Below are 23401 nucleotides of genomic sequence, written 5' to 3'. Positions count from 1 at the left end.
CCATCATCCTCTCTGTCGCAGCGGTGGCCACATGATCATCGATGACGTAATGACCGACAAAATCACACTGCACGGCCTCGGCTTTGTGCAGGTCCAGCTCCAGGGAAACCAACGGCTGCATGTTTGGCACCCAGAGCTTCCGCGCCGCGGTTGCTTCGAGCATTCCGCAATTCATGACCACCGCTTCGACTTCGTGTCGCGCGTGCTGGTGGGGACGCAGATCAACCATGTCTATGCCCATCAGAAAAAGCATGACGGCGAATTCGTGCTGTACCTGCATGAGGGCAAGCGGACCGCCAATGGTGGACGCCCTTGGACCCCGGACGGCTGCGCCGACTTCAATCTGGTCGCCTCGTTTGAAGTACCGGCCGGCAAGGATTACGACAGCACTGCGTACGTCTACCACCGCACAGAGCCAGGTGGTTATGGCCGGGTAGCTACGATCATGCGAAAGACTGGTGAATGGCAGGCCGGAGCCCACTCAACCTGCCGCGTCGGGGTCGAGCCAGACACGGACTTCGACCGGTTCCAGTGGTCGCCCGCTCAGCTCTGGGAGGTCGTCAGCGATGTGCTGCTCGGCCAGAAGGTGACGCCATGATCGCAGCGCCGCTCTACATGCTCTGACTCATCTACAAGGGGCCGCGTCGGTAAGGGTTCACCCCGCCAGTCACCTCAGGGGAGAAAGCGTGTACGCAACTGGCGAGGCGAACCAACAAACCGTAGCTCACCAATCCAGCTTACCTGACGCCCCTCGTCTGATTTCCACGATCCGCGTGCAGGCTGCCCATGAACGTCAGGCTCGCTTACTTCCCTTAGCCCAGCCGGCAACCATCAGTGCTAGACCAGGAATCCAAAGGCCGGGCGCAGTAATCGCAACACCGCAGATTGCCAGAGGCAGCCCGGTTAAAAACAACGGATTTCGTAACGCCTTTTCCATAGCAACAACTCCCTTAAGAAACTATCTCATTAAACCACAAAGCCTGCCGGTGGACGGCGGGCGAGGTGCACGCATGTTTATTTGCGCAGAAACCAAGATCGGGCGGTGCAAATCGCTCGGCGATCAGGTGCGCGTTCTGGCGCTTCGCCTCGGTGGCGGATGGAGCCAGGCTCGCGAGGATCTGGCGAAAGAAGCCGAGCAATGGTTTGGCCGCGAACCGGTTACCACAAAACAGGAATGGCGCGCGGTTCGAGCCGAAGTCTTCCGCACCGAATAAACCACCTTCTGCCGCCACGCGCGGCATGGAGCATCATCATGGAAACCGAAATTCTCTCGGACGAAGAACTGGCGGAACTCACCGGCTACAAGGCCAGGGCCTACCAGCGGCGCTGGTTGGTGGATCGCCACTGGGTGTTCGTCGAAAGCCGCGGCAAGCGCCCACTCGTTGGCCGGATGTACGCCCGCATGAAGCTGGGCATGCTTTCGCCGAGCATCGTCGATCCAAACCCAACCCCGGCAGTTCCGGCATGGACGCCTGACTTCTCGCGAGTGAACTGATATGCGCCCCCGCAAGACCGAACACCACCACCTTCCCCCGCGGATGTATCAACGTTCACGCAAGCGCAAAAACGGTAGTACGTGGACGGCCTACTACTACCGCGACCTGCTCGGCAAAGATATCCCCTTGGGCAAGGACCTCGACAAGGCCAGGATCAAATGGGCCGAACTGGAGGCGAAAGAAAAGCCGCTGGATCTCCGCACCATGAAAGGAATATTCGACCGCTATATCCGTGATGTCGTTTCCAAGAAAGCACCCCGGACACAGAAAGACAATATGGCGGAGATCAAGCAGCTCCGGCCGATGTTCGACAGTGCCCCGATCGACTCGATAACCCCGGCAACGATTGCCGGGTACCGGGACGCACGGACGGCCAAGGTACGGGCGAATCGGGAGATCGCCACCCTCTCCCACGTGTTCAACATTGCCCGGGAGTGGGGACTGACGACCAAGGAAAACCCGTGCCAGGGCGTGCGCAAAAACAAGGAAACGCCGCGGGATTACTACGCAAACGATGTGGTTTGGGATGCTGTTTACATGAAGGCAGCTCAAGAGCTGAAAGATGCGATGGACCTGGCCTATCTGACAGGCCAGCGGCCGGCAGATGTCCTGGTTATGCGGAAGGATGATGCAGAGGGGGGATATTTGGGGGTGCAGCAGAACAAGACGCACAAGAAGCTGCGTATTCAGATGACCACTGACGGTAAGGCGAATAGCCTGGGCCGGCTGATCGCCGAAATAACCGAGCGCAACGCCCGGCATGTCTCGAACTACCTGATTGTGAGCCAGCACGGTAAACGGATGACCGCTACGATGCTGCGTAAGCGCTGGGACATCGCGCGCGAGAAAGCGAAGTTAGCGGCAATCGAGATCGGCGACGACCTTCTGGCGGCGAAGATTGGTGGGTTTCAGTTCCGGGACATCCGGCCGAAAGCTGCGTCTGAAATCATTGATGTCGGCGAGGCAAGTTTGCTGCTGGGCCACACCAAAGGCGACATCACCGAGCGGGTTTACCGTAGGATCGGTGCCATCGCCAAACCATCAAAATAGCCTGAAAATCCGTTCCATAACTCGAAGCAGGCCCCTTGTAGAATGCGGTCTGTAGAGGTGCTGAAAAATGAAAGTAATGGAACGGAAAATCGCTAGAAGCAGCAGCCCGTTTACGTCGATATAGCGGTCTTGAAAACCGTCGACTGTAACAGGTCCATGAGTTCGAATCCCATCGCCTCCGCCATATTTGTACCGACAAAGCCCTGATTATTCAGGGCTTTGTCGTTTCTAAGGCTTGAGATTTGTGGTTCTCCCTTTCTGGATCGTTTCCGCATCTTTTTTATCATTTCCGCAACCCATCATCTGGCTGAGAAAGGAATTCGCGTAGCAGTTGGGCAGTTCGCTTCGCGCTGGTGAACACAAAAAAATGCCCCTCCCCCTTCATGATCTGCAGTTCGGCCCGGCGGATGGAGCGGCGCAGAATATGCGCGTTGTACACATGAATTAGGGTGTCGCGGTCGCCGGCGAGGATCAGCGTGCGTTGGCTAAGACGGAACAGCCGCAGCAGGCTAGTCCAGCCGACCAAGGCAGCAAGCTGGTAGTAGTAGGTCCGCGGATTAAGAGAAAGCATGCCTTTCACTGCACCAAAGCGCAGCAGCGCTGGAATTGAATTGCGGGTTCCTGCTTGCCTGTACGGCTTGGTACTTTTGCTTTTACCAAAAAATTCTAAGATGTCGGCGGGCTTCACTAGAACTACCGGCCCGGCCGAAGTAGCCGCGAGGATCAGGCGGCGCACCATATTAGGGTGACGTAGGGCGACCTCTTGCGCCAGGGCACCACCCCAACTCACGCCGAACACGTCGATATGGTCGATTCCCAACTGCTTCAGCATTTCGGCGATCACGTCGGCATGGCGCGGTAGACGCATCGGCCAGCGAGGCATTTGCGATTCACCGACCCCTGGCACGTCCAACGTAATGGTCATGTAGTCCCCAAGTTCCTCTCGCAGCGGATCGAAGGTACGGATCAAGCCACCCAACCCGTTAAGCAAGAGCAAAGGCCTACCTTGCCCGCATATTGAAACGTTCAACTGCAGGTTTTCGACGGTCAGTTGGCGCGTTGTCATTGATGTCCCCTCGGTTCATGTCACTGAGATGGCGGCATTAGAGGGGCCACTCCAATCCTTCAGAGCATGGTCTCAATTATGGATTCAGACCTGGCTCGGCTCCGAACGATCCAATTGCAAGTCTCGGGCAAAGGAACCCCTCCCCGTGCGCGGTCCTTTAGGTTTAAAAAATAACGAGCATGCCAACATAAGCGACCGCTAGTCATTTGCGCCTATATCACTATGAACTTACTTTCTTCGATCTTCCTCTCCAACTTACCATCCAGCTGAAGTAGGTAAGACGTCATGAGAGCACTCACCTATCACGGCGCGCACAGCGTCAAAGTCGACACGGTTCCCGATCCGATTATCGAGGAAAGTGATGACATCATTCTTCGTGTTACCGCAACGGCGATATGCGGATCTGACCTCCATCTCTATCGGGGGAAGATTCCAACTGTCGAGCATGGCGACATCTTCGGCCATGAGTTCATGGGGATTGTTGAAGAGGCAGGCTCAGCGGTGACCGCAGTGCAACCGGGCGACCGTGTGGTGATCCCCTTTGTAATCGCCTGCGGCAGTTGTTTCTTTTGCGCGATGGATCTGTTCGCTGCCTGCGAAACAACAAACACAGGGCGTGGAGCGATCATAAATAAAAAGGCGATTCCACCAGGAGCCGCGCTGTTCGGCTTCAGCCATATGTACGGCGGCGTTCCTGGCGGGCAAGCCGAATACGTGCGCGTACCGAAAGCCAACACCGGGCCGTTTAAAGTGCCGGGTACGCTGTCGGATGAAAAGGTTCTTTTCCTGTCTGACATTCTTCCAACTGCTTATCAGGCTGTAACGAACGCGGAGATTGGTAATGGCTCAAGCATCGCCATCTATGGTGCAGGCCCCGTCGGGTTGTTGAGTGCGGCTTGTGCAAGGATGCTCGGTGCCGACCAAATTTTCATGGTCGATCACCATCCTTACCGCTTGGCTTACGCGCAGAAAACATATGGTGTAATTCCGATCAACTTCGATGAAGACGACGATCCCGCAGATACGATTATTCGGCAAACCAAAGGAATGCGAGGTGTTGATGGCGTCGTGGATGCGGTCGGTTTTGAAGCAAAAGGTAGTACGACGGAAACAGTTCTCGCGACACTCAAGCTGGAGGGCAGCAGCGGCAAAGCTTTACGTCAGTGTATCGCTGCAGTCAGACGCGGGGGCATTGTGAGCGTACCAGGCGTCTATTCTGGGTTCATTCATGGCTTCCTTTTCGGTGACGCATTCGACAAGGGGCTGACCTTCAAAATGGGTCAGACCCATGTGCATCGATTCCTACCTGAGCTCCTCGACCACATCGAGACTGGTCGTCTCTCACCGGAAGTCATCATCAGCCATCGCATGTCACTGGAACAGGCCGCTGAGGGATATAAAATCTTTGATAAAAAAGAAGAGGACTGCCGAAAAGTCATTCTGACACCCGGCGATAGCCACATCGCTATTCTGGAGACCGATAGCAGCGCAACACTGTTGACTACCTAAGCCTATCGGTAAGTGGAAAGGACGAGATGATTCGGTTTTTTTACCGAAACTCTCGTCCTTTTTTCATTTGGGGGTCGATCCGAAAAGGGTAACGGTTTTCCACCCTGGTCGGCCTCGCCTCTTCAAACTCATGAACAGTGCCGTCGAGTGATCGCAGACCACGGCGTACCTGGCCAGTTTGTCGAATGTCTCTCGCCCCGAAAGCGCCTTTCGGATACTGTATATCCAAACAGTATCAGTAAGACACAAATGATGAACCGCTACGAAATCGAAGACACCGACGACTGGCTCGGCAGCCCGACGCCGCTTGAAACCTGCCGGCACTCATTGCGCGTCTATGAGAACGAAGTCCAGGAACTGACCCTGCAACTGCGCCAGGCCCGAGAAAAGATCTTCAAGCTTGTCGAGATGCATACCGAGGCGATCAGTCAGCGCGATGAAGCCATGGCAAATTTGCGAGAGCGATCGGGAGAGTCGGCGAAACTACGCAAGCAGCTTTACGACCTGGACATATCGGCGAGAGGACACCAGCGTGAAGCCGAGCGGCTTCGCGGAATTCTTGACGGGCTGACACCGCAAACAAAAACGGTCATTTGATAATGGGAGCAATTGCACGCACGCAGGCCTGGCAGGCAGCAAACGCAATCAGTCCTTGGTCACCTGAACCACCTTGTTGATTGACTGTTGGCAATCCTTTCTCGCGGCTCACAGCAGCCGCCTTGTTTTCTGCCTTGCCAGTACGTCTCGTGCGTCTCAAGCAAATTTATCTCTCCTTGAACATTGGATCCTTTAAAAAGAAGACAGTAAATCGTCCGATAATCGAACGATTTATTTATATATCTAACTATCTGTTTTTTAACGATTAATCCCATAAAAAAGAAAAAATAACGCAGACAAATAAATTAACCCACTTTTCAATGGATCCATAAATTGATTGACTGCCACTGCACGGTGTCAGGTACAGCGCCTGCCCGCTCATAAAAATAACAAGGGTGTCGGGATGAATGAGTTCTCAATAGGGTTGGAGCTTCGGCTTGCACCCAGCTTCGTGTGCCTTTCTCGCTTTGTCGTTGCGCAGCCTCTTCTCGAGGGGCAGCCATGAGTGTCGATCTGAAAAGCGTGGTCGATGAGCGTCCCATGGCACACTTCCAGTGGCTGGCCGTGGGCATCTGTATTGTCCTGAACATGATCGATGGTTTCGACGTGCTGGTGATGGCCTTCACGGCGTCCTCGGTGTCTGCCGAATGGGGTTTGAACGGCGCGCAGATCGGCTTGTTGTTGAGTGCCGGATTGTTTGGCATGGCGGCAGGCTCGCTGTTCATTGCGCCATGGGCGGATCGTTATGGACGCCGGCCATTGATCCTGTTTTGCCTGCTGCTTTCGGGTGCCGGCATGCTGTTGTCGGCCCTGAGCCAGACGCCGCTGCAACTGGCACTGCTGCGCGGGCTGACCGGCCTGGGGATCGGGGGAATCCTGGCCAGCAGTAACGTGATTGCCAGTGAATATGCCAACAAGCGCTGGCGCGGTTTGGCGGTGAGCCTGCAATCCACCGGTTATGCCTTGGGCGCGACCCTGGGCGGACTGTTGTCGGTGTGGTTGCTGACACACTTTGGCTGGCGTTCGGTGTTCATCTTCGGCGGCGTCGTGACCCTGGCGGTGATTCCTTTGGTACTGCTGTATTTGCCTGAATCGCTGGACTTCCTGATCGCCAGTCGCCCCGCGAATGCCCTGGTTCGCATCAATCGCCTGGCGGCCCGTCTCGGCCAGCCGGCACTGCGCGAACTGCCCGTCGCCCTTTCGGCGCCGACTTCCGGCCGTGGCCGCCTGGCGCAATTGCTCTCGCCTGAATCCCGGCGCACCACCCTGCTGATCTGGCTGCTGTTCTTCCTGGTGATGTTCGGCTTCTACTTCGTAATGAGCTGGACGCCGAAGCTGTTGGTCTCGGCAGGGCTAACGGCACAGCAAGGCATCAGCGGCGGCGTGCTCCTGAGCGTCGGCGGCATCTTCGGCGCCGCGCTGATAGGCGGCCTGGCCTCGCGCTGGCGGCTGACCCGAGTGCTGTCGGTGTTCATGTTGATTACCGCGGGCCTGCTGGTGCTGTTCGTCGGCTCTGCGTCATCGGTCTCGATGGCACTGGGCCTCGGCCTGTTGATCGGCTTGTTCGTCAACGGTTGCGTGGCTGGCTTGTACGCGCTGTCGCCAATTATCTACGACGCTTCAGTGCGCACCACTGGGGTCGGTTGGGGCATCGGTATCGGGCGTATCGGCGCGATCCTGTCGCCCACCGTCGCCGGCCTATTGCTCGACAGCGGTTGGCAGCCACTGCACCTGTATGGGGTATTTGCCGTGGTCTTCGTGATTGCCGCTGTCGTGTTGCTGCAACTGCGACCCAAGGCCCCGGCGCAGCCTGCCGCCCAACCCAGCCAGGCCTGACCCAAAACAGTAGCGAGGCCCCGCCCTCGCTACTGACAACATCCTCCAGGAAAACAACAATAATGACTTGCTTCCCTCTCCCTCCCCGGGCTTTGTTCGGCGGTGCAATGGCGCTTGCCCTGATGCCTTCGGCACACGCTGAAAGCAGCGGTTTTTTCGAAGACTCCAAGACCAGCCTGACCCTGCGAAACTACTACTTCAATCGGGACTTCAACGACCCCGGCGCCAGCAAGAGCAAGATCGAGGAATGGGCCCAGGGCGCGATCCTCAAGTTCAGCTCCGGTTATACCCCGGGCGTTGTCGGCTTTGGCCTTGATGGTATCGCGATGCTGGGCGTCAAGCTCGACAGTGGCCCGCAACGCAGCGGTTCGGAGCTGCTGCCGGTGCATGACGATGGTCGCGCCGCCGACGACTATGGGCGCGCCGGGCTGGCGGCAAAAATGCGAATGTCCGACACCGAGCTGATGCTCGGCGAGCTCATGCCGGATATTCCGCTGCTGCGCTACGACGACGGACGCTTGCTGCCACAAACCTTCCAGGGCGCCATGCTGGTGTCCCGGGAACTCCCCGGTCTGAGCCTGCAGGGCGGTCAATACACCTCGGTGAGCCTGCGCAACTCCTCGGACATGCAAGACCTTTCAGCCTGGGCTGCGCCCACCGTCAAGTCGGACGGCTTCAACTATGCGGGCGCCGAATACCGCTTCAACGAACAACAGACTCAGATCGGTGCCTGGTACTCGCAGCTCGAAGACATCTATCAGCAAAGCTATCTGAACCTGCTGCACAAACAGAAAGTCGGTGACTGGACCCTGGGCGCAAACCTGGGCTACTTCATCGACAAGGATGACGGCAGCGCCCTGATCGGCAACGTGCAAAGCCATACCGCCTACGGGCTATTCTCGGCCAACCTGGGTGGCCATACCCTGTACCTGGGGCTGCAAAAGGTCAGCGGCGATACCGGCTGGATGTCGGTATATGGCAGCAGCGGACGGACCCTGGGCAACGACATGTTCAACGGCAATTTCAGCAACGCTGACGAGCGCTCCTGGCAGGCGCGTTATGACTACAACTTCGTCGCCGTCGGCATTCCCGGCCTGCTGCTGATGACCCGCTACGGCCATGGCGACAACGCCACCACCAAGACCGGCAGCAATGGCAAGGAATGGGAACGCGACACCGAGGTCAGCTACACCCTGCAAAGTGGCCCGCTGAAAAATCTCAGCGTGCGGGTCAACAACGCCACCAACCGTCGCAGTTTCAACAGCGACTTCGATCAGACCCGCGTTATCGTCAGCTACCCGCTGTCTCTCTGATCCTCCCGCCAGGGGCGCTTGTCGCCCCTGCATCTATCCCCTCCTTGCGCTACTATGGCGGACCAACTTCTGGAAGTCGCCTGCATGAGCAAACCGGGTCAAATGGTGCTGGTCGCACTGCGCAAAATGATTGCTTCGGGCGAGCTGGCGGCCGGCGAACGGCTGATGGAGATCCCGACGGCGGAACGCTTCGGCGTCTCGCGCATGCCGGTGCGCATGGCCTTCCTGACCCTGGAGCAGGAAGGCTTGCTGGTGCGCCATGGCGGGCGGGGTTATCAGGTGCGCTCGGTGAGTGCCGACGATATCGCCGGGGCCGTGGAGGTGCGCGGGGTGCTGGAGGGTCTGGCGGCGCGGCAGAGTGCCGAACGCGGCTTGAGTGAAGAAGCCCAGGCGGCGCTGCGCGAATGCCTGGTGCAAGGCGATGCGCTGTTCGACAAGGGCTACGTGACGGAAGAAGACCTCGAGGCGTTTCATGACCTCAACATGCGCTTTCATCAGGTAATTGTCGACAGCAGCGCCAACCCGGCGATTGCCGAAGCCCTGGCGCGCAACGACCATCGCCCTTTCGCTTCAGTGTCGGCGCTGGCGATCGATCGCCAGGACATGGCGCGCGAATACCGGCGCTTCAACTTCGCACACATGCAACATCATTCGGTCTTCGACGCATTGGTCAGCCGCCAGGGCGCACGCGCTGAAGCCATCATGCGCGAACACGCCAATGCGACACTGCGCTACGCCGAGGTCTTCGGTGCGATCAACAACGGCGACCGGATGAAAGTGATCGCCCGCGGCGAGTAATCGACAGGGTCAGAGGTCCAGCACTAACAACTTGGACTTGGCCCTCGAACAGCAAGGCGTGAACTGATCATTGGCCGCTTGCTCTTCTTCGGTGAGGAACAGGTCGCGGTGCTCCGGCACCCCTTCCAGCACACGGGTCAGGCAGGTGCCGCAGATGCCCTGCTCGCAGGAAAGCGCAATCTCGACGCCGTGACTTTCCAGCACCTGGACCACCGTCTTGTCGGCTGGAACGTCGAACACCTTCCCGCTGCTGGCCAGCTTGACCTGGAACGAGCCATCGGCACTGGTATCCACCGGCGCCGCGGCGAAGTATTCACGGTGCAAGTGCTCGTCGCTCCAGCCCTGTGCCTTGGCGCTGTCGAGCACATGCTGCATGAAACCTGAAGGACCGCAGACGTACAGGTGCACATCCGGCTGCGGATTGGCCAGGACCCTGGCCGCATCCAGGCGCGAATCGGCTTCTTCGTCGAAATGCAGGTGCACGCGATCGGCAAAGGTGGCGCCTTTGAGTCGCTCGACAAACGCCGCCCTCTCGCTGGAACGCGCACAGTAATGCAGCTCGAAATCCGCACCGCTGTGAGCCAGTTGCTCGGCCATGCACAGGATCGGGGTGATGCCGATGCCGCCGGCGAACAACAGGCTGCGCCGGCCCTCAGCCACTAGCGGGAACAGGTTGCGCGGCTCGCTGATGAACAGGCGGTCGCCGCTGTTGATCTGCTCGTGCAGGCTCTGGGAACCGCCGCGCGAGGCAGTGTCCTTGAGTACGCCGATCAGGTAGCGATGGCGCTCTTGCGGGTGATTGCACAGCGAGTACTGGCGGATCAGCCCGCCGGGCAGATGCACGTCGATGTGCGCACCGGCACTGAAGCCGGGCAATTGCCCGCCTTGTGCACAGGCCAGCTCGTAGCTGCAAATATCCAGCGCTTCGTTGTTGCGGGATGTCACGACGACTTCAATCATGGCGCACCTTCAAAACCGGCCACCGCAGTGGCCGCAGACAGGATCAATGGGAGTGGACTGGCCTCGCGTTCGAGCTAGTTGGCCGTGGCAATCAGCTCGACAGCGGGCGCGCGCTCACGGGCGATGAAGCGCTCCAGCACGCGGCGGGACTGCACGCCACCGGCATCGATATTGAGCTTGAGCAGGTTACGCTCGGGGTTGGCCAGCAGGTTCTTCTGCTGCTGTTCGAGCATGTCCAGGTCTTCGCTGAAAATCTTGCCCTGGCCCTCGCGGATGGTGGCGGTCAGTTCTTCGTCGTGGGGATTGAAATTGCGCGCCATGCCCCAGAAATACCAGATCGACGTCTCGGTTTCCGGAGTAATGAAGTCGACCACGATGCTCGCGGCCTTGTGTTGCGGCTCGGCGTGGTAACCGCCTTTGCCGGCGTGGGCTACGCCCACCTCGATCAACACGTGGCTGGGTGGACTGAAGCGGCAGATCTGCCAGCGGTCCACCGGCACGTCGTCGGCCAGGTTGTTGCCACGCAGGGCCATGCGCCAGAACGGCGGCGCCATGATGTTTTCCATGTGCCGTGCGGTGACCACTTCGTCACCTTCGACAGTGGTGACCGGCGCCACTTCATCGATCTCTTTCTGGCCGATGCTCGAGGCGTGCACGTAGGTTTCGTGGGTGAGGTCCATCAGGTTATCGATCATCAACCGATAGTCGCAATTGATGTGGAACAGCCCGCCGCCATAGGCCCATTCCTCGCTGACCGCCCATTCCAGATGATGGATCAACGCAGGATCAGCCTTGTCCTGCTCACCAGGCCAGACCCAGATGAACCCGTAACGTTCTTCAACGGCGTAGGTCTTGTTGCACGGAAAGCCCCGTACGCGCTGACCCGGCATTTCGACGGTCTTGCCATCGCAGCCCATGACCAGGCCATGGTAACCACAGACCAGGTTGCCGTTCTCGACATAACCCAGCGAAAGGGGGGCGCCGCGGTGCGGGCAAAAATCCTCGACGGCGGCCACGCGCCCTTCTTTCCCACGATAGAAGACGATTTTCTCACCGCAAATCTGCCGCCCCAGGGGCTTGGAAGCGATCTCGTCGGGGGTGCAGGCGACATACCAGGTGTTTTTCGGATACATAAGGTTCTCCGGGACAGGCTTGTTTTTATGGATCCATTTGAGCGGACAAACCTGATATTCGTCAAGCTTTTTGCGGACAAATGAACATTAATGGATCCATTAAAACCAAAACAGCGATATCCAACCTTACGAGAACCTGCTGCACCATAAGCCCGGTGGCGTTTGCGTGTGGCCCTTGAACGGGATTTTCTCGGGCATGCTGGGCGACCTTGTCATCAGACAACACCGCGCAATTCAGCCCGATGCATAAGCGGCCGGTGCCACCATTCGAAGAATCAAACGCGCGAATCCAGAGCCTTAAACCCTATGTATGTTTGTGCTTTAAAGACTGACGGACGGTGAGAGAACACGTTGACAGCCCCCAACAGAAATCGATATAAAGACCACGTTGTACGATGACTGACGAATAGTCATCAACTGACTTCAAAAATAATAATGAGTCGATGCCCATCATGACGCCTACGTGCCTCCCTCCTCCTTTTTTGCTCAACGCCAATATTGATACCTCGAACGTGGATTGCTTTTTGCGGGCTCCGGTCGAGTACGCATGACTGTGCGTCTCGTTTGACTGCGCGAGCTACACATCAGCTTTTGGCCATTAGGCTGAAGAACGCTTGAGAAAGCCGATGACAGCAGCCGATGTCAGCCACTGCGTCGGCCATGTACAGACTGGCAATGCACTAAGACCCAACTGATCTCGCTTGAAACCGAGAGATCATCACCATAATTCAACAATAAAGTGATGCCATGAATCTAAACGAGCCCATCAATCCGCAACGCGTTGGCCAAGCAGTTGGCAAATATCGCTGGACGATTTGTGCGTTGTTGTTTTTTGCGACCACTGTTAATTACCTCGATCGCCAGGTACTCAGTCTGCTGGCACCTGAACTGTCGACGCAATTTGGCTGGAGCAACACTGACTACGCCAACATCGCCTCGGTTTTTCAGTTTGTCTATGCGATTTCCATGCTGTTTGCAGGTCGATTGGTCGACAAGATCGGCACCAAGTCCGCTTACATACTGGCGATTGCGGTTTGGTCCACAGGTGCCGTGATGCACGCCTTTGCGGTGCCGATGGGTGAAGGCATCGCCTCCCTGTCCGGGGCGATCGGCCTGGCCGTTATCCCGGTTTCGATCGCCGGTTTCATGCTGTCGCGTGCAGTGCTGGCGATAGGCGAAGCGGGCAACTTTCCAATCGCGATCAAGGCGACTGCCGAATACTTCCCGAAGAAAGAACGTTCATTTGCAACCGGCATCTTCAATTCCGGTGCGAACGTGGGCGCAATCCTGGCGCCGATTTGCGTACCGCTGATCGCCGCGCTCTGGGGCTGGGAAGCGGCCTTTATCGTGATCGGGGGGCTGGGTTTCGTTTGGGTGGCTGTGTGGATTGCGCTGTATGAAAGCCCGGAAAAGCAAAAGCGCCTGTCGGCAGAGGAGTTGGCCTACATCCGCAGCGATTCGCCAATAGTCATCGACCCGATGGGATCGAACGTCGAGGCGAAAAAAGTATCCTGGTTCAAATTGCTGAGCTACCGCCAAACCTGGGCCTTTGCCTTCGGCAAGTTTATGACCGACGGCGTGTGGTGGTTCTTCCTGTTCTGGCTTCCGACCTACCTCTCGGCCCAATACGGCATGAAGGGTTCGGCCATCGTGCTCCCCCTGTCCGTTTTGTACACCATGACCATGGTCGGCAGTATTGGTGGTGGCTGGTTCCCGAGCTATTTTATGTCGCGTGGCGATGCACCGTATGACGGTCGCATGAAAGCGATGCTGGTGATTGCCTGCTTCCCGCTGCTGGTATTGCTGGCGCAACCGTTCGGCTACATCAGTTTCTGGGTACCCGTATTGTTGATCGGGGTGGGCGCGTCGGCGCACCAGGCGTGGTCGTGCAACATTTTCACCACGGTATCCGACATGTTCCCGCAAAAATCGATTGCCTCAGTCGTTGGCATTGGCGGCTTGGCCGGTGGCTTGGGAGGCGTCGTGATGACAAAAATCGGCGGCTGGGTAATTGACCACTACAAAATGATTGGTGATATCCACACCGGCTACATGATCATGTTCGCTATTTGCGCCGTTGCCTATCTGGTCGCGTGGAGTGTGATGAAGGCTTTGGTTCCACGTCACAAGGAAATTACCGACCTCTGAGTGCCTGGTAACCACGCAGCGAACTAAAACGCGCCGCGCTGTAATCAAATGAGTAAAAACGCCCGCGAGGCTAAATCTTCGCGGGCGTTTTTTATGGTGGCAGGCAGCCCTTCATGACGGGTGATAGTTGGATCCGAAATTCGCCAAAGCTAGCGAAAAAAGTCGCAGATTGGACTAAACCTAACAAGGCATACGGCGCACAGGCTCAAGCGCGCAATGACCAAGCGGTGAGTACCGCCACGGTGAACTTGAACGATACCTTGATCACGACCCATGGCACCGGTGCCTCAGGGCTTCGCGCGGTACTCGAGAACTACGGTTCAACCCCCACCGGTCGTGGGCAAGCCGACGTGGTCGCCAACCGCACCACGGTACTCACTGAAGGCGTCGGCGCCCATGGTGCCTTTTCCCGCGACAATCCCACTTCGGTGACACTCAACCAGGGTTCGATCCAGACCATCGGGGCGACAGCCCACGGTGCAGTGGCGGTCATCGGCGGGCGCATCAGCGGCACCGATACTTCAGTGGTGGCCCGCGGGGCCAACTCGATGGCGCTCTACGCCTTGGGCATACCTGGGGCGGTGTCCACGGCCGACTTTACCCGCAGCTCTCTGAATAACAGTAGCGGACCGATTATCGGTGTCGCGGGTGATGCGAACATCACGCTGACCGACTCGACCGTGACGGGTGCCAGCGAGTGGCTGCGGGTAGGCACGCTCAACGACTTTCCTTTGCTGGCCGCGCCACACCCACCCCTGACCGGTCCGTCCGACTTCCCGGACGAGATTACCGGCGCCCTGCCGCCCTTGCAGTCGCCTCCGGTCACAGCGCCGGCACCGCCCGTAGTCCCAGGACTGGCCACCATCACCCTCTCCGGTTCGACGGTGACGGGTTCAGCCTTCACCGCGCCCGGCAGCGTTTCCAACCTGACGTTGACCAATAACAGCGTCTGGCGCATGACCGGGGACTCGAACGTGACCAACCTGGTCAACGACCCCAGCCTGATCGACTTCTCGCCACCGGCAGGCGGTGTGTTCAAGACGCTAACCGTCAACAACTACAGTGGCGATGGCGTCATTGCGCTCAACACCTTCCTGCAGGAAGACGGCTCGCCCTCGGACAAATTGGTGATCGACGGCGGTAGCGCGGCACCACTCGCCACCGGCAACACCGCGTTGCTGATCCGCAACGCCCGGGATGCAAGCGGCCTGCTCGGTCAGGGTGCGCTGACCACCGGAAACGGCATCCTGGTGGTGGACACGCAGAATGGCGGCACCACCGCCAGCAATGCCTTTCGCCTGGGCAATCGGGCAATCGCCGGCCCCTACGAGTACTCCCTGCATCGCTCCAGCGTGGATGCCACCAATGGCGAAGCCTGGTACCTGCGCTCCACTGCCGAACCGACACCTCCGGTGCCCTCCGATGACCCAACGCCCCCTAACCCGGCGGTACCGAACTTCCGTCCGGAAACCTCGCTCTATGGCGCCATTCCCGCCATGGCGCTGGTGTACAGCCGCGGCGTGATCGACACCCTTCACGAGCGGGTGGCCGAAGAGCGGCGCATGCCCACCGACCCGCTGCCCAAGGAACATGAAGAGACCTACGGACCTTCGCTGGGTTGGGGCCGGATGATCTTCCGCAATGGCGAGCGCGAGAGCGGCCACAGCGGCCCGTTTGGCGACTCCCCGGCTTACAACTACGACATGCAGGCGTTCCAGGTCGGCCTTGACCTGTATCGCGGCGAGGACACCGACGGCAGCCATGATCAAGCCGGTGTGTCTCTGGCCATCGGCCACATATCCGGCGGGGTCGATCATTACACCGGCATCGGTGCCGGCGACGATGAACTGCGCGCCTACAGCCTGGGCGCCTACTGGACTCATTTCGGTCCCGACGGCGGCTATGTGGATGGCGTGCTGCAACTGCACCGCTTCGACATCGAGGCAAAACCGGGCGACATCGATGAGCTGGACACCCAGGGTTGGGGTTACACCGCGTCGGTAGAGGGCGGATATCCCTTCTTGATCGACGAGGGCGATGACCAACACAAGAATGAAAACCTTTACCTCGAACCGCAGGCCCAGTTGATCTATTCCCATGTCGACCTCGACAACAGCGACGATATCGCCGCCGACGTTCGCTTCAAGGATGTCGACTCGCTGATCGGCCGCCTCGGCGTACGCGCGTCTAAAGACTGGTTCCGCGAGAACGACAAGGGCGAGACGCTGCGCACTAACGGCTGGTTACGCCCCAGCGTCTGGCATGAGTTCAAGGGACAGCCCAAGACTGAGTTTTCCTCGGCCAACGGCTTCGTGCCCTTCGAAGCGGATGTCAGCGGAAGCTGGTGGGAAGCCAACCTTGGCGTGGATTACCAGGCAGACAAGAAGGTTACGTTCTTCATCTCCGCCGGCTATCAGAAATCGTTTGATGGGGATAGCCATAGCTACGAGGGCATGCTCGGTGTGAAATACGATTTCTGACAAGGGCTGAAAACTTGGCGAAACGACAGCAGCGCTTGCCTTCGGCTTTCGGTTCATTCAAGCGCATGGTCAGGAGGTCAAAGAACAAGGTTACGGATGACGTATCCGACTAACCGCCATGCTTGTGTTTGTATTTATTCTTATGCTTATAGTCAGAGTGATGGTCGTTATCGTCGGCCAGATTGTTGCCGACCGCACTGCCTGCTGCGCCCCCAAGTCCCGCACCAATCAGACCGCCTGTGGAGCCACCCACACTGTTGCCGATCACCTGTCCACCAGCGGCCCCAAGACCTCCGCCAATGGCTGATTCAGTCTTCTTGCCGCTCTTTGCCGTCATTGCACCACCAGCGGCGCCACCTACACCGGCTCCGATCGCGGCGCCAGTGCTGCCCCCTACAGCTTGACCGACAACGCTTCCGAGAGCACCACCGATACCTCCACCGACTGCAGTGTTCGTAGTTTCACCGGCGAAGGCGTATTGAGATACACAAAAGCTAAACGCAACAATAGACAATGATTTAAGCATCTGACAGACCTCTGGAAATTCACAAGAGCAGGAAATTCTGGCGGCCCGAAATTGTCAGGTCAACGCGTAGTCGGCCGTGCATTAATCTGAATCAATCAATCGCCGATTAAGACAGCCACCCATCGAGAAAATCCTGCAACGCGTGATATATCGAACTATCAAAGTGGAGTAGTTGGTTCTGTATTCTCTATCATGCGTCCAGTTGCAGAAGGCTCTACCGAATCAAAACCTTTCCCTATCAAAACGCTACTTTGATACCGAGCAACCCATCGCTATTCTGCTCGCCACTGCGGTAATTAATCGCCCCCAGCCCAGGTCAAAACGTCTCGATCCATGCAACCAGCTGCGCCAAGGTTTATCTCAGCCACTGGACCGGCAAACAGCCCACATTGCGCCTAGGACCGGCCTTTGAAGGACGTAAAAGCAAACACTTCGACAGGAAGTCATCATGCGTAAGGATTACCTGGCTTTTTTCATTTCGTTGTTTCTGTCGCGTCTGGCAGATCAGATCCTGCTGTTCATCGTCCCGTTGGTGGTATTCCAGACCACCAACAGTGTGTCCTGGGCGGGGCTGGCGTTTTTCGTCGAATCACTGCCACGCTTTCTGGCGTTTCCTTTGTGCGGGGCCTTGTGCGACAAGTTCTCGCCCGTCAGGATCCTGCACATCAGCCAGGTCTATCGGGCCCTGCTTTGTGGGGTGGCCGTGGGGCTCTATGCCCTCTTCGGCGGCATCACCTGGGTGGTGATACTGTCAGCGATGTGCGGGGTGTTGACCACCCAGGGCATCATGGCGAGAGAGGTGCTGATGCCACACGTCTTCCAGCAATACGACTACACCAGGACTTTGTCCTACTCGCAAATCGCCGATCAGACCGGGTTGGTTCTCGGGCCTTTGGCAGCGGCGCTGTTGCTGGAGGTCTGGGGCTGGCACTGGGTGGTCCTATGGGTCGCCGGGTTATTCCTGCTGGCTGACCTGAGCATGCGGGCGTGGCAACGTTGGAGCCGCATCACCGTAAAAGTGTTCGAGCAGCACCAGGACGTCTGGCTGCAACCTCTGCGTATTGCCTTCGGGCATATCCGCGAGCAGGTACAGTTGCAAAAAATCATCACGCTGGCCGTTGGCGTCAACCTGATCGTCGGGGTTACCCTGGCCACATCGGCGGCCATGGTGATCGGCCAATACGGTGGTGGCAAGGATGGCTACGCCGCGCTGCAGGCGGCTGGCGCTGTGACCACCATCGCGATCCTGTTCTTTCTCGCTCGGGTGGTACTGCCACTGCGGGTGCTGGGCGGTGTCGGCTATGCGATGATCGCCGCCGGTGCCTTCATCAGCGCCCTGAGCCCTAATTTGGCCGGTTATACGCTGGGGTTCCTGTTGATCGTTGGCTTCGACAAGATGTTCAACGTCTACATGCGCAGTCTGCGTCAACGGGTGATTCCGCCTCAGGATTTCGGCAAGACTGTGGGCGTGATTACCTTACTCAACAACCTGTCTCAACCGCTTGCCGGCCTGCTGGTGGCGCTGTTGGCCGCACCATTGGGGACTGAACGCGTAATCCTGTTCCTGGCCGTGCTAACCACGCTGCTCGGCGTGGCCGCTCTATGTTGGTTTACCAAGGCTGGAAACGTCCGAACCGCCGTCTCCTGACAGGCCGCCTTTCGCCGGCAGCTGCGTTCACGAACGAAAGCTCTCGGCCAAAAGTGGACGCCGGCTGCCATTCCCATCCAGTGCTGCCAGACAGGCATCTGACCCCGTCATTTCAACGGTTCATACCTGATCAACGTCTTCGGCTCCAAAAACGCGCTCATCCCCCACCTGCCCATTTCGCGCCCAAGGCCTGAGTGCTTGAATCCACCGAAGGGGGCGCGCGGTTCGTGGGCCAGGGTGTTGATGAGCACGCGTCCCGAATCGATCTGACGGGCGATGTTCAAGCAGCGTTCTGAACTCTTCCCCAGCACCAGGGCGCTCAGCCCATAGTCCGTATCGTTGGCAATGCTGATCGCATCGGCATCATCCTCATAGGGGATGATCGTCAGCACGGGGCCGAAGATTTCCTCACGCGCGATGCGCATCCGGTTGTTGGCATCTGTGAAAATCGTGGGCTTCACAAACCATCCCGCATGCAAGCCTTCCGGACGACCCTCACCACCGGCCAATAACCTCGCACCTTCTTCCTGGCCGGTACGGATGTAGCGCTGCACCCGTTCCCATTGTTTCTGGCTCACCATCGGACCGATGTCAGTGTCGGCGTTGCGTGGATCACCCGATTGAATCTGTGCGACACCCTCCTTCGCAATCCGCTCAAACTCTGCCAACCGACTGCGCGGCACGAGAATGCGAGTGCCTGCGATACAAGCCTGGCCGCTGTTGAGAAATCCCGCTTGCAGCACCAGCGGCATGACGGCCGGAAAATCCGCATCGTCAAGAACCACGGTGGGCGACTTGCCGCCGAGTTCAAGCGTCACGCGCTTCATGGTGTCAGCACCGGCTTTTACCAGATGTTGGCCGATAGCGGACGACCCCGTGAACGAGATCTTGGCAACATCGGGATGTCGGGCGATCTCCTCGCCAACCACGTCACCCCGTCCGTTGACGATATTGAAAACACCCGGTGGCAGCCCCGCTTCGTGCAACGCCCTGACCACGACCTGCGTCTGTAGCGCGCTCATCTCGCTGGGTTTGATGACGGCAGTGCAGCCTGCCGCCAGCGCGGTGGCCAGTTTGTTGCAAATGAAACCCGCATTGCTGTTCCAGGGTGTAATCAGACCGGTCACGCCCACGGGCGTCAGAATCACCCTGGCCATGCCAACCTGTTCCTCGAAATCGAACGCTTCCAATGCATCGATTGCTTGGGCGATCACATCAGCCGGATAAGTCGCCATCCACCGCCCGCGAACCGACGGTGCGCCGTATTCCACGAGGATGGCCTCCAGCAGTTCTTCCTCCCTTGCCGCCATGGCCCGGTGCATCCGTTGCAGTGCCGCAATGCGCTCCTCCCGGCCAGTACGAGCCCACGCCGGAAACGCAACCTTGGCGGCGGCGATCGCACGCTGTGCGTCAAGTGCATCGCCCAGCCGAACCTGTCCGATGACTTCTTCGGTGCTCGGGTTATGAAGGTCGAACCATTCCTGACCGTGTGGAATGACGAACTCACCGTTGATGTAGATATGTTCAACGCGTTGCATGGCGACTCCTCGCTCAAATTGACTCGCCCGAAGCGAGCCTCTGTGATGAAGTCTAAGAAGGGTTCATTATTCCGATAAGCCATCTTTTGGCTTATGAAGAATCCCTATATTCAGGACTATCCATGCACAGAACAGGAATGACCGAGCTGGAAGTGGTACTGGCCGTTGCGCGTCGCAACAGTTTTCGCGGTGCAGCACAGGAGTTGGGCATGTCCACTACGGCTGTGAGCAGTGCGGTAGCCGGCCTGGAAGCACGCCTGAAAGTACGACTGTTCAATCGTTCCACGCGCAGCGTTGCCCTCACCGACATCGGGCAACGTTATGTCGCACGCATCGCACCTGCGCTGGCACAGATCAAAAGTGCCGGTGAAGAGGCCAGCGTCGGCCCCGATGAACCCAGCGGCACATTGCGCATCAATGCACCCTATGGCGCGGCTTACCTGCTGTTGGAACCGCTCTTGAAGCAGTATGCACAGCGCTATCCCGACGTGCGCATCGACATCGTCAGCGAATCAAGCATGGTCGACATCATCGCCGGAGGCTTCGACGCCGGGGTTCGCCTGGCAGAGTCTGTGCCACAAGACATGATCGCCGTGGCCCTGTCGGGTGACGTCCGAATGCTCGTGGTAGCAACGCCCGAATACCTCGAACGCCACGGCGTGCCCGAGCATCCGCGAGATTTACTCACCCACCGGAGCATCGGCATGCGCATGGCCCATGGTGGCCTCTACCAGTGGGAATTGGAGCGCGATGGCCAAAAGCTGCAGATGGATCTGCCGGTTCACTTCGCCTCCAACGAGTTGCTGGCTATCAAACAGGCTGTGTTGTTGGGCCTTGGCATTGGATTTATTTCCGAGTGGTTCATCGTCGATGAACTGGCAAGCGGCGCACTGGTGCCGGTGTTGGTGCCATGGTGCCCGTCGTTTGGCGGGTTGAGGCTCTACTACTCCGGCCATCGCTTCGTGCCGGCACGATTGCGCGCACTGATTGAACTGGCGCAGGAGTTGCCCTGAGGTTCAGCGAAAACTGCTTTCAATCAGGCTTTTTGAACCTAGCTGAAACTCAAGCCTCGGATATTGAAACCGCCTTTGGTGAACCTATGAATATCGAGGATACGTTACTGCGTCAGCGTAAGGTGCTTGCCCGATTTGGCGAGCTTGCCTTGGCGTCAGATGACCTTGAGCAAATCCTCGACGAGGCGTGTCGATTAGTCGGTGATGCCCTTGAAACTAATCTGGCCAAATTCATGCTGCTAGAAGAAGACGGCATCACGTTTCTGGTAAGAAACGGCGTGGGTTGGGCGCCAGATGTGGTCGGAAAGGTTCGCGTGCAAGCATGCGAAGGCAGCCCCGAAATCGTCTCGCTCAACACCAATGCACCCGTCATTTCGACAGATATTGCAACGGAAACCCGATTTCACTATCACGATTTTCAAAAGAACAATGGGGTCAAAGCCTTCGTCAATGTTCTAGTGCGCGGCGCTAACGGAGAACGCCCTTTCGGAATATTTGAGGTGGACAGTCGAACGCCTCGTCAGTTTACAGACAGCGATATCGACTTTCTCCGTGGGTATAGCAACCTGCTGGGCGCGGCGTTGAAGCGTTTCAAAACATTGGACGTTATGCGGTCAACGGAAAAACGGCTGCGTGAAAGCGAAAGGCATTACCGCATTGCCGCGGAGCTTAATCCACTTTGGCCTTGGACTGCCGACAAGGGTGGCAACCTGATCTCTATCGATCCACGTTGGTACGAATACACCGGCCTGTCGCTCGAGCAGACATTGGAACGCCAGTGGGCCAATGCCGCGCATGAGGCAGATCAGGTGTCAATTGCCGCGCTCTGGGATCAATCTCTGGGCACGCTGCAGCCTTTTGATCTTCAGGTCCGATTACGAAAGCACACTGGCGTTTACCGTTGGTTTAGAGTCCGTGCGCTGTGCAGCCTCGACCTCTCCGGAAACTGCGAACAATGGTACGGCACCATCGAGGACATCGATGACCGGGTGCAATTGGAAAGTGCGCTGCGTGACTGGAACGACCTGCTTGAAGTTCGGATAGCAGAACGCACCCAACAACTGGAAGAGGAGCAGCGAGAGCGCGCTGTGACGGAATCCAAGTTGAGACAAAGCCAAAAAATGGAAGCGGTCGGGCAGCTTACCGGCGGGATCGCTCATGACTTCAATAATCTGTTGGCGGGCATGATCGGTAGCCTGGAACTGATGCAACGACGTATTGATGCAGGTCGTTACGACGATTTGGCCCGATACAACTCAGTCGCCTTGACTTCGGCATCACGAGCAGCCGCATTAACGCAACGACTCCTTGCGTTCTCCAGGCAGCAATCCCTCGAACCCGAACTCCTTGATCCCCGAAAAGTGGTTGCCGACCTGGAAGAGATGATCCGGCGTGCAGTGGGTCCAAGCATCGTTGTTGAGTGCTCATTCAGAACAACCGATCGTATCAGGTGCGACTTGAACCAACTGGAAAACGCGCTGCTTAATCTTGCGATCAATGCACGCGATGCAATGCCCGATGGAGGTAGGCTCGACATTAAGGTTGATCGATGCGTAATCGATGAGGCTTCTTCATCCGACAAAATGCTACCAGCTGGATCCTATGTGAGCATTTCTGCCACGGATTCCGGCACAGGGATCAGTCCCGAGATTTTGTCGCGAATTTTTGATCCATTCTTTACCACCAAGAAGTTGGGCGAGGGAACCGGGCTGGGTCTGTCAATGATCTATGGCTTCACTCAGCAATCCGGTGGCCAGGTCAGAGTCCATAGCAGTCTGGGTGTCGGCACCACTGTGACCCTGTATTTCCCGGTGGATGATTCGCAACCGGAAGTGCCGAAAGTAGATCTGGGCGACGCCAATCAGCTGATTTCATCCGGGCATAACGAAACGATATTACTGGTGGACGATGAACCGGCAATCCGGCAAATGGCGCTGGAGCTTCTGTCCGAAATTGGCTATCGCGTCATTGAAGCAGCCGATAGCGTTTCTGCCATCAAACAGGCAGAAACGCTGGGACACCTGGACTTACTGTTGAGTGATGTTGGCTTACCTGGATCGATGAACGGGATCAGCCTCGCTGCTGAACTCAGAAAGAAATTTCCACGACTCAAAGTGCTTTTCATCACCGGGTTTGCTGGCGGTTCGCGACTGGTCTCGGTTGATAAGACAACCCGATTACTAACCAAACCCTTCAGCCTGAATGAACTCACTTCGCGGGTGCATTCATTGCTTAACACGCCTTCAGATTAAATCCAGACCGTGGCGCCAGGCAGCAACCGGCCAGACCT

At 57.7% G+C, this 23401-nt stretch carries 19 protein-coding genes; 13 read left to right on the top strand and 6 right to left on the bottom strand.

What is annotated here, in order from left to right; all coding sequences use genetic code 11:
• Nucleotides 1–31 precede the first annotated feature (31 nt).
• On the top strand, nt 32–598 hold the full coding sequence (locus tag KVG88_RS00270; protein ID WP_217869904.1) for a hypothetical protein: 567 nt from the start codon (nt 32–34) through the stop codon (nt 596–598).
• 352 nt (nt 599–950) lie between these two features.
• Here KVG88_RS00270 and KVG88_RS00265 read toward each other — a convergent pair whose 3' ends face one another.
• Nucleotides 951–1241, bottom strand: coding sequence for a hypothetical protein (locus tag KVG88_RS00265; protein WP_217869903.1), 291 nt, complete (start codon nt 1239–1241; stop codon nt 951–953).
• Between the two features lie 11 nt (nt 1242–1252).
• Here KVG88_RS00265 and KVG88_RS00260 point away from each other — a divergent pair, with 11 nt between their 5' ends.
• A complete protein-coding gene (locus KVG88_RS00260; RefSeq protein ID WP_217869902.1) occupies nt 1253–1495 on the top strand; it encodes a DUF4224 domain-containing protein in 243 nt (80 codons plus the stop codon).
• Nucleotide 1496: 1 nt separating this feature from the next.
• Complete coding sequence (locus KVG88_RS00255; protein ID WP_217869901.1) at nt 1497–2546, top strand: tyrosine-type recombinase/integrase; 1050 nt, start codon at nt 1497–1499, stop codon at nt 2544–2546.
• A gap of 283 nt (nt 2547–2829) precedes the next feature.
• Here KVG88_RS00255 and KVG88_RS00250 read toward each other — a convergent pair whose 3' ends face one another.
• On the bottom strand, nt 2830–3612 hold the full coding sequence (locus KVG88_RS00250; RefSeq protein WP_217869900.1) for an alpha/beta fold hydrolase: 783 nt from the start codon (nt 3610–3612) through the stop codon (nt 2830–2832).
• Between the two features lie 285 nt (nt 3613–3897).
• Between KVG88_RS00250 and KVG88_RS00245 the strand changes: the two genes are divergently transcribed.
• The 5 genes from KVG88_RS00245 to KVG88_RS00225 all read left to right on the top strand — a co-directional run bounded on the left by KVG88_RS00245 (nt 3898) and on the right by KVG88_RS00225 (nt 9665).
• Nucleotides 3898–5121, top strand: a complete 1224-nt coding sequence (locus KVG88_RS00245) for a zinc-dependent alcohol dehydrogenase (protein WP_150703240.1) — start codon at nt 3898–3900, stop codon at nt 5119–5121.
• A gap of 252 nt (nt 5122–5373) precedes the next feature.
• Nucleotides 5374–5718 (top strand): hypothetical protein, encoded by a 345-nt coding sequence (locus KVG88_RS00240; protein ID WP_150703241.1) that lies wholly within the window; start codon nt 5374–5376, stop codon nt 5716–5718.
• Between the two features lie 501 nt (nt 5719–6219).
• Nucleotides 6220–7554 carry an MFS transporter gene (locus KVG88_RS00235; RefSeq protein WP_217869899.1) on the top strand — a complete coding sequence of 445 codons (1335 nt, stop codon included), beginning with the start codon at nt 6220–6222 and terminating at the stop codon, nt 7552–7554.
• A 122-nt stretch (nt 7555–7676) separates the two neighbouring features.
• Complete coding sequence (locus tag KVG88_RS00230; RefSeq protein ID WP_225933828.1) at nt 7677–8867, top strand: OprD family porin; 1191 nt, start codon at nt 7677–7679, stop codon at nt 8865–8867.
• 84 nt (nt 8868–8951) lie between these two features.
• Nucleotides 8952–9665 carry a GntR family transcriptional regulator gene (locus KVG88_RS00225; RefSeq protein WP_150703244.1) on the top strand — a complete coding sequence of 238 codons (714 nt, stop codon included), beginning with the start codon at nt 8952–8954 and terminating at the stop codon, nt 9663–9665.
• A gap of 9 nt (nt 9666–9674) precedes the next feature.
• On the opposite strand, the gene KVG88_RS00220 is transcribed toward KVG88_RS00225, so the two are convergent.
• Entirely contained in the window at nt 9675–10625 is a 951-nt protein-coding gene (locus KVG88_RS00220; RefSeq protein WP_217869897.1) for a PDR/VanB family oxidoreductase, read from the bottom strand.
• 74 nt (nt 10626–10699) lie between these two features.
• Nucleotides 10700–11758, bottom strand: a complete 1059-nt coding sequence (locus tag KVG88_RS00215) for a Rieske 2Fe-2S domain-containing protein (RefSeq protein ID WP_217869896.1) — start codon at nt 11756–11758, stop codon at nt 10700–10702.
• A 747-nt stretch (nt 11759–12505) separates the two neighbouring features.
• Here KVG88_RS00215 and KVG88_RS00210 point away from each other — a divergent pair.
• Together KVG88_RS00210 and KVG88_RS00205 are read left to right on the top strand one after the other, a co-directional pair.
• Nucleotides 12506–13906: an MFS transporter gene (locus tag KVG88_RS00210; RefSeq protein WP_150703247.1), complete on the top strand. Its 1401-nt coding sequence runs from the start codon at nt 12506–12508 to the stop codon at nt 13904–13906.
• A gap of 227 nt (nt 13907–14133) precedes the next feature.
• Complete coding sequence (locus KVG88_RS00205) at nt 14134–16386, top strand: autotransporter family protein (protein ID WP_217869895.1); 2253 nt, start codon at nt 14134–14136, stop codon at nt 16384–16386.
• A gap of 109 nt (nt 16387–16495) precedes the next feature.
• On the opposite strand, the gene KVG88_RS00200 is transcribed toward KVG88_RS00205, so the two are convergent.
• Complete coding sequence (locus KVG88_RS00200; protein ID WP_217869894.1) at nt 16496–16912, bottom strand: YMGG-like glycine zipper-containing protein; 417 nt, start codon at nt 16910–16912, stop codon at nt 16496–16498.
• A gap of 448 nt (nt 16913–17360) precedes the next feature.
• Between KVG88_RS00200 and KVG88_RS00195 the strand changes: the two genes are divergently transcribed.
• Nucleotides 17361–18560, top strand: coding sequence for an MFS transporter (locus KVG88_RS00195; protein WP_217869893.1), 1200 nt, complete (start codon nt 17361–17363; stop codon nt 18558–18560).
• A 107-nt stretch (nt 18561–18667) separates the two neighbouring features.
• On the opposite strand, the gene KVG88_RS00190 is transcribed toward KVG88_RS00195, so the two are convergent.
• A complete protein-coding gene (locus KVG88_RS00190; RefSeq protein ID WP_217869892.1) occupies nt 18668–20098 on the bottom strand; it encodes an aldehyde dehydrogenase family protein in 1431 nt (476 codons plus the stop codon).
• A gap of 122 nt (nt 20099–20220) precedes the next feature.
• On the opposite strand from KVG88_RS00190, the gene KVG88_RS00185 reads away from it, so the two are divergent.
• On the top strand, nt 20221–21111 hold the full coding sequence (locus KVG88_RS00185) for a LysR family transcriptional regulator (protein WP_225933827.1): 891 nt from the start codon (nt 20221–20223) through the stop codon (nt 21109–21111).
• 86 nt (nt 21112–21197) lie between these two features.
• The gene (locus tag KVG88_RS00180; protein ID WP_217869891.1) at nt 21198–23363 is read left to right on the top strand and encodes an ATP-binding protein; all 2166 of its coding nucleotides are present in this window, start codon (nt 21198–21200) and stop codon (nt 23361–23363) included.
• The last annotated feature ends 38 nt before the right edge of the window (nt 23364–23401 follow it).

The organism is Pseudomonas azerbaijanoccidentalis (assembly GCF_019145495.1).
Lineage (GTDB): Bacteria > Pseudomonadota > Gammaproteobacteria > Pseudomonadales > Pseudomonadaceae > Aquipseudomonas > Aquipseudomonas azerbaijanoccidentalis.
The sequence above is the reverse complement of the archived record's forward strand: the minus strand, read 5'-3'. Positions and strand labels throughout refer to the sequence as shown.